At 75.4% G+C, this 6000-nt stretch carries 4 protein-coding genes; all 4 read left to right on the top strand.

The window, feature by feature from the left end; all coding sequences use genetic code 11:
- The first annotated feature begins 166 nt into the window (after positions 1–166).
- Positions 167–1411: a hybrid sensor histidine kinase/response regulator gene (locus LHA35_RS01300; RefSeq protein WP_226603500.1), complete on the top strand. Its 1245-nt coding sequence runs from the start codon at positions 167–169 to the stop codon at positions 1409–1411.
- Positions 1408–3540 (top strand): ATP-binding protein, encoded by a 2133-nt coding sequence (locus tag LHA35_RS01295; RefSeq protein ID WP_226603499.1) that lies wholly within the window; start codon positions 1408–1410, stop codon positions 3538–3540. The genes LHA35_RS01300 and LHA35_RS01295 overlap by 4 nt, the downstream gene beginning before the upstream one ends.
- Before the next feature lie 99 nt (positions 3541–3639).
- Positions 3640–4311: a response regulator transcription factor gene (locus tag LHA35_RS01290; RefSeq protein ID WP_226603497.1), complete on the top strand. Its 672-nt coding sequence runs from the start codon at positions 3640–3642 to the stop codon at positions 4309–4311.
- Positions 4312–4459: 148 nt separating this feature from the next.
- Entirely contained in the window at positions 4460–5842 is a 1383-nt protein-coding gene (locus LHA35_RS01285; protein WP_338050833.1) for an MFS transporter, read from the top strand.
- Positions 5843–6000: the final 158 nt, after the last annotated feature.

The raw sequence follows: 6000 nt of genomic DNA, 5'->3' as shown, positions 1-6000 counted from the left end.
CCCGCCGTGATCGCCCCCAGATAGGCCGCGAACCGCGCCTCGCCCGTCCTCGGCCGCCTTGTCTGCCTCTCTACCATCCCCCACATATAGGAAGACCGGAAAGCTTTGACACAGTAAGACTAGTTAAGCGTCTGGTATCGAGTGGCCGGGCGGGGATTTACGGTCCATGCACAACGAGAACGGGCCCGGGCAGCGGCGGCCAAGCCCTGGCCGGCCCGGCCTTTCCGTCCTCGTGGTCGATGACGAGCCGATGCTCGCCGAGGAACTGTCGGACGGGTTGCGCGAGGAAGGCTTCGAGGTCGCCACGACCAATTCCGCCGCCGCCGCCCTCGCCCTGCTGCGCGCCGATCCCGGCATCGGCGTGCTGGTCTCCGACATCCGCATGCCCGGCGGCAGCGGCCTGTCCCTCGCGGCCGAGGTCCTCGCGACCGAGCCGGACGCGACCGCGCGCGGCGTCGTGCTGATCACCGCCCATGGTTCCATGGACCAGGCGGTGGAGGCGATGCGCAGCGGCGTCTCCGACTTCCTCACCAAGCCCTTCGGCCTGCCGGAGGCCGCCCGCGCCGTGCGGGCCGCCATGGAACGTGCCCTCGCCCGCCGCGCCGCGGCGGCGGAGCGCGCCGCCATCGGGGCCCGGCTGCAGGAGGCGGAGGAGGAGCGCAGCGCGCTGGCCGGCCGCCTCTCGGCCGCGCTGGGGAAGCTGGAGGCCGCCCGGCCGAGCCTGCCGCCCGAGGTGGGCGAGACGGAGGACCGGCTCCGCCTGCTGGCGCATGAGCTGCGCACGCCGCTGGTGCCGGTGATCGGCTTCGCCGAATTGCTGGAGGGCGGCCATGCCAGGACGCCGGAGGCGGCGCAGAGCTACGGCCTGCATCTGCGCGAGGCCGGGGAGCGGCTGCTGGAGACGGTCGACAAGCTGCTCACCTGGGAAAGGCTGCGCGGCGAATCCCGGGGCAGCCTGGAGATGGTCGATGTGCACGGCCTGCTGACCGAGGCGGTGGCCCGCACCCGGCGCCTGGCGGCGGCCCGCGATGTGCATGTGGTGATCGGCCCGCTGCTCTGCCTCCCCCTCCGGGCCGAGGCCGGCGACCTCGCCGCCGCCTTGGCCGGGCTGCTCGACAACGCGATCCACGCGACACCGCAGCACGGCACGGTCGAGCTCGGCGCGGAACAGATGGGCAGGGTGCTGCGGCTGGTGGTGCGCGACCGCGGCCATGGCATGTCGGACGCCCTGCTGGCCGATGCCGGCCGCCCCTTCGCGGTGGAGGGCTCCGCGCTCAATCGCCGGCGGGAAGGGCTGGGCCTCGGCCTTGCCATCGCCAGGCGCGTGGCGGAGCGGCATGGCGGGCGCCTCAGCCTGCGGCCCCGGCCGGAAGGCGGCATCGAGGCCGCGCTCGAACTGCCGACCGAATGACCATGCTGGCCTCGGTGCGGAATCGCTTCGGCCTGCTGCTCGCCCTCGGTCTCGTCTGCCTCGCCGGCCTCGCCCTGCATCTCGGCATCGAGAGCGTCCACCGGCGGGAGTTGCAGCGCGCCGAGGCCGCCGCCTTCGCCGAGGCGGCGCGGGAGGCCGAGGCCGCGCGGCTGACGCTGCTCCGCAGCCTCGATGCCGTCGATGCGCTCGACCGGATGGTGCGGGAGAGGCTCGCCCTGCTCGCCCAGGGCAACCGGGAGGGCGCGGCGGCGCTGGAGGCGCTGGCCCGCCGGGTGGTCGGGCGGCGCGCCTTCGGCATCCTCCAGCTCGCGCTGATCGGCGCCGATGGCCGCGTCGCCTGGTCCTCGGTGGAAGGCTGGCAGCCGGTCGATCTCTCGGACCGGGCGCATTTCCGCGCCCACCTGCCCTTGCCGGACGGCAGCCCGCCGCCCGACCGGCTCTTCGTCAGCGAGCCATTGATCGGCCGCGTGTCGAACCTGCCGACCCTGCAATTCAGCCGGGCGGTCCGCGAGGCGGATGGGCGCTTCGCCGGCGTCATCGTCGTCTCGCTCGATCCGCTGGACCTGTCGCGGCTGCTGCGCGAATTGCTGGCGGGCGACCGCGGCGGTGCCGCGGTGATCCGGCAGGACGGGATCTTCCTCGCCCGCAGCGACGATCCCATCGCCACCATCGGGCGCACCGTCCGGGCCGACAGCCCGGTCCTCGGCATGATGCGCGCCGGGGCCGAGGGCGTGGTCCGCACCCGCAGTTCCATCGACGGCCGTGACATCTTCGTTGCCCTGCGCCGGGTGCCCGGTACCTCCCTCTTCGTCTCGGCGAGCATCGACGCGGAGGCGGCGCTGGCCGACCCGCACCGGCTACGCAGGCTGCTGCGTGCCGGCGTGATCGCCGCCATGCTCCTCGGCTTCGGCCTGGTCCTGCTGCTCCATCAGCGGCGGCAGCGGCGGCAGGGCCAGGCAGCGCTGGCGGCGGCCGAGGCGCTGCAGCAGGAGCTGGCCCGGGTGCTGGAGGGGCTGCCCGGCGCCGCCTACCGCGCCGAGGCCGATGCCGCCGGCGGCCTTCGCTTCCTCTATGCCAGCCCGACGATCCAGGAGCTGACCGGGCTCGACCGAGCGGCTCTGACCACCCTCCCCGACATCCTGAAGCGGGTCGAGCAGGCGGAGCCGCCACATGCGGTGCCGGGCCTGCACCAGCGGGCGGCCTCGGAAGGGCGGCAGACGGCCGACCTGCTCTTCCGCCGGCCGGACGAGGTCCGGCGCTGGCTCCGCGCCACGGTGCAGCCGGTGCGGCGGCATGCCGATGGCCGGACCGAGCTGGTCGGCTACATCCGGGACGTCACGGAGCAGCGCGAGGCACAGGCGGCGCTGGTGGCGAGCGCCAAGCTGGCGACGCTCGGGGAGATGGCGACCGGGCTCGCGCATGAGCTGAACCAGCCGGTCTCGACCATGGCGCTGGCCGCCGAGAATGCCGCCAACGCGCTGCACCGGCGCGGGGCGGAGGCAATCCCGGACGCGTTGAAGCGGATGGAGCGGATCAGCCTGCTGGCCCAGCGCGCCAAGGGCATCATCGACCATCTGCGGGCCTTCGGCCGGATCGATCCCGGCACGCTGGAATCGGTGGCGCTGGCCGATGTGCTGGCCGGCGCCACCATGCTGGCCGGCGCCGCCCTGCGGGAGGCGGAGGTGACGCTGGCGCTGGACCTGCCGGAGGGGCTGCCGCCGGTGCGCGGCCGCGCCCTGCTGCTCGAGCAGGTGCTGATCAACCTGCTGCTGAACGCGCGCGACGCCATGCTGGGCGCCGCGACGCCCGAGCGGCGCATCACGGTGACGGGGCGGGCCGAGGGGGGGTGGGTGACGCTCCGCATCGCCGATACCGGGCCGGGGATCCCGGAAGCCGTCCTGCCCCGGCTCTTCGAGCCCTTCTTCACCACCAAGGCGCCCGGCCAGGGGACCGGGCTCGGCCTCTCGCTCTGCCAGGGCATCCTGCGCTCGCTCGGCGGCGAGATCACGGCGGCCAATGGCGCCAGCGGGGCGGAGTTCCGGCTGCGGCTGCGGGCGGCGGGGGCGGAGGCGCCGCGGGTCGAAGTGGCGGACGCCATGCAGGGTTGAGGCCGGCGGATCGGAGATGCGCCAGTCGATGCAGTCCATGGAATACAATGGGGCGATGGGTGGTGCCTGCCCGGAATTGTCAGGAATAGTGGAGGTTGGATGTCCTACCGGGTCGCTCTGGTGGATGACGATGCCGAGTTCGGGGCCGAGCTGGCCACCTTCCTCGGGGAGCATGGCTGCACCGTCAGCCTGCACATGACGGGGGCGGGCTTCCTGGCGGCGATGCCGGTGGAAAGGCCGGACATCCTGATCCTCGACCACCGGCTGCGGGGCGAGGACGGCATCGGGGTGCTGCGGCGGCTGCGGGAGGTCAGCACGCTGCCCTGCATCATGCTGACCGGTGGGGTGAGCGAGGTGGACCGCATCCTCAGCCTGGAGCTCGGGGCGGACGACCATGTGGCGAAATCCGCCTCGCCCCGCGAATTGCTGGCGCGGATCGCCGCGGTGCTGCGGCGCACCGGCGCCCGCGGCGCGCCCGCCGTCTCGGCCTGGCGGCTGGACGAGGCGCGGCGGGACGTGCTGCGGCCCGATGGCCGGGGCTGCGAGCTGACGGCGGCGGAGTTCCGGGTCCTCAGCGTGCTGGCCGGGCGGGAGGGCACACCGGTGGACCGCGAGACGATCTGCCGGGAGGCGCTGAACCGGCCCTGGTCGGCCGAGGACCGCTCGGTGGACGTGCTGATCGCCAAGCTGCGGCGCAAGCTGGAGGGGCAGGACTGCATCCGCTCCCTGCGCGGCATGGGCTACCTGTTCGTCGGCTTCGGGGAAGGCTGATATCCGCGGCCCCGATGCCTGGGCGCATCCGGGCAAGGGCGCCTCCCCGGCACGGGCTGCCGCCCGCGCTGCCGGGACCACTGATGAGGGCCGCTGGTAAGGGGCGGCCTCGCCCGCCCTCCGGGGTCATCGTCAGCGCCCGCCGCACATGCCATCCTGCCCCCATGTCCATCACTGCGCAGGCCAGGGACGGCGGCCGCGGACTGCGTCCATGCCCGAATGCCGGTCCACCGGCGGCCCCTGCCCGCCCTGCGGCGGCGCGCGCCCAGGCGCGCAGGCCCGTCCGCGCGCCGCTCCGGTCCACCGCCGGCCATCGGACAGGGGCAGGGCCCCGCTGACTGCCCCGCCACACCGCCAGGCCGCGCTGGTCATCGGGCTGGCGGTCGCGGCCGTCGGCCTTGCCACAACCGTGCCGCTGCCGCTCTACGGTGCCTATGCCGCGGCGGGCGGCTACGGCGCCGGGGCGCTGGCCCTCGCCTTCGCCTGCTACGCGACGACCGCCATCGTCACCGCCCCGCTGCTCGGCCCGCTGCCGGACCGGATCGGGCGCAGGCCCTGCGTGCTGCTCGGCGTCGCCTGCGCCGCCCTCTCCACCCTGCTGCTGAGCCTCCTGCCCGGCATCCCGGCGCTTGCCGCGGCGCGGGTCGCGCAGGGCTTCGCCATGGGCTGCGTCACCGGGGCGGCGGCGGCCTGGGCGGCGGAGCTGACGGGCAACGGGCAGGAGGGGCAGGCCGCCGCCGGCCGGCGCGCCGCCGGGGTGATCGCGACGGCGACGATCGGCAGCTTCGCGACCGGCGGGCTGCTGACGCTGGCCGCGCTGGCGCTGGCACCGGCGGCCGACCCGCCGGTGACCTTCGCGGCGCATCTCGGCTTCGCCGCGCTGCTGCTGGTCCTGGTGGCGCGACTGCCGGAGACGCTGCCGAGGCGGGGGGACCTGCCCCGCGGCGGCTGGCTGCGGCGCCCGGCCTTCCCGCCCGGCACCTGGCCGACCACGCTCGCCATCCTGCCTGGCTGGAGCGCGACGGGGGCGGTGCTGACCAGCGTGCCGGCGGTGCTGGCGGCCGAGGGGCTGCCGCTGGCCGGGCCGGCCGCGGCCTGCGCCATGATGGCGGTGGGGGTGCTGGCGCAGCTCGCGGTCCGGCGGATCCCGCCACGGCGGGCGGTCGCGCTCGGCCTGCTGCTGCTGACGGTGGGCGCGGCCGTGACCTTCTGGGGGGCGGCGACGCGCGGGCTCTGGCCGCTGCTGCTGGGCGGGCCGGTGGTCGGCGTCGCGGTCTATGCCCTGGTCTATCCGGGCGGGCTGGCGGCGGTGGCGGAGGCGGCCTCGGGCGAGGAGCGGGCGCGCGCCGTCGCGGGATTCTTCGTGATGGCCCATCTCGGCTTCAGCGCCGGGCCGCTGGCCGTCGGGCTGGCGGTGGATGCGCTGGACGCGCCGGCGGCCTTCGCCCTGGCCTGGGGGGTGATCGCGCTCTCCGCCGCCGCGCTGCTGCCGCGCCTGCGCGGCGCCGCCGGTGCGGCCGACCCGGGGTGACCCAAGGCCCCCGGCGGCGCCCCGGCAGCGGCTCCTGCCAGCCAGCATCCATCTGACGCATTCATGCGGCCCGCGGCCTGTGCCGCGGCGCGCCTTCGCGCGCTCGGCCCGCTCCGCGGGCCGCGGGTCGGGACGTCATGAGCCAGGCATGACGCCAG

Source organism: Roseicella aerolata (assembly GCF_020523605.1).
GTDB lineage: Bacteria > Pseudomonadota > Alphaproteobacteria > Acetobacterales > Acetobacteraceae > Paracraurococcus > Paracraurococcus aerolatus.
The sequence above is the reverse complement of the archived record's forward strand: the minus strand, read 5'-3'. Positions and strand labels throughout refer to the sequence as shown.

Coding starts and splice junctions, on each gene's coding strand:
- LHA35_RS01285 (WP_338050833.1), top strand. CDS start 4,460: ATGCCATCCTGCCCCCATGTCCATCACTGCGCAGGCCAGGGACGGCGG.
- LHA35_RS01290 (WP_226603497.1), top strand. CDS start 3,640: ATGTCCTACCGGGTCGCTCTGGTGGATGACGATGCCGAGTTCGGGGCC.
- LHA35_RS01300 (WP_226603500.1), top strand. CDS start 167: ATGCACAACGAGAACGGGCCCGGGCAGCGGCGGCCAAGCCCTGGCCGG.
- LHA35_RS01295 (WP_226603499.1), top strand. CDS start 1,408: ATGACCATGCTGGCCTCGGTGCGGAATCGCTTCGGCCTGCTGCTCGCC.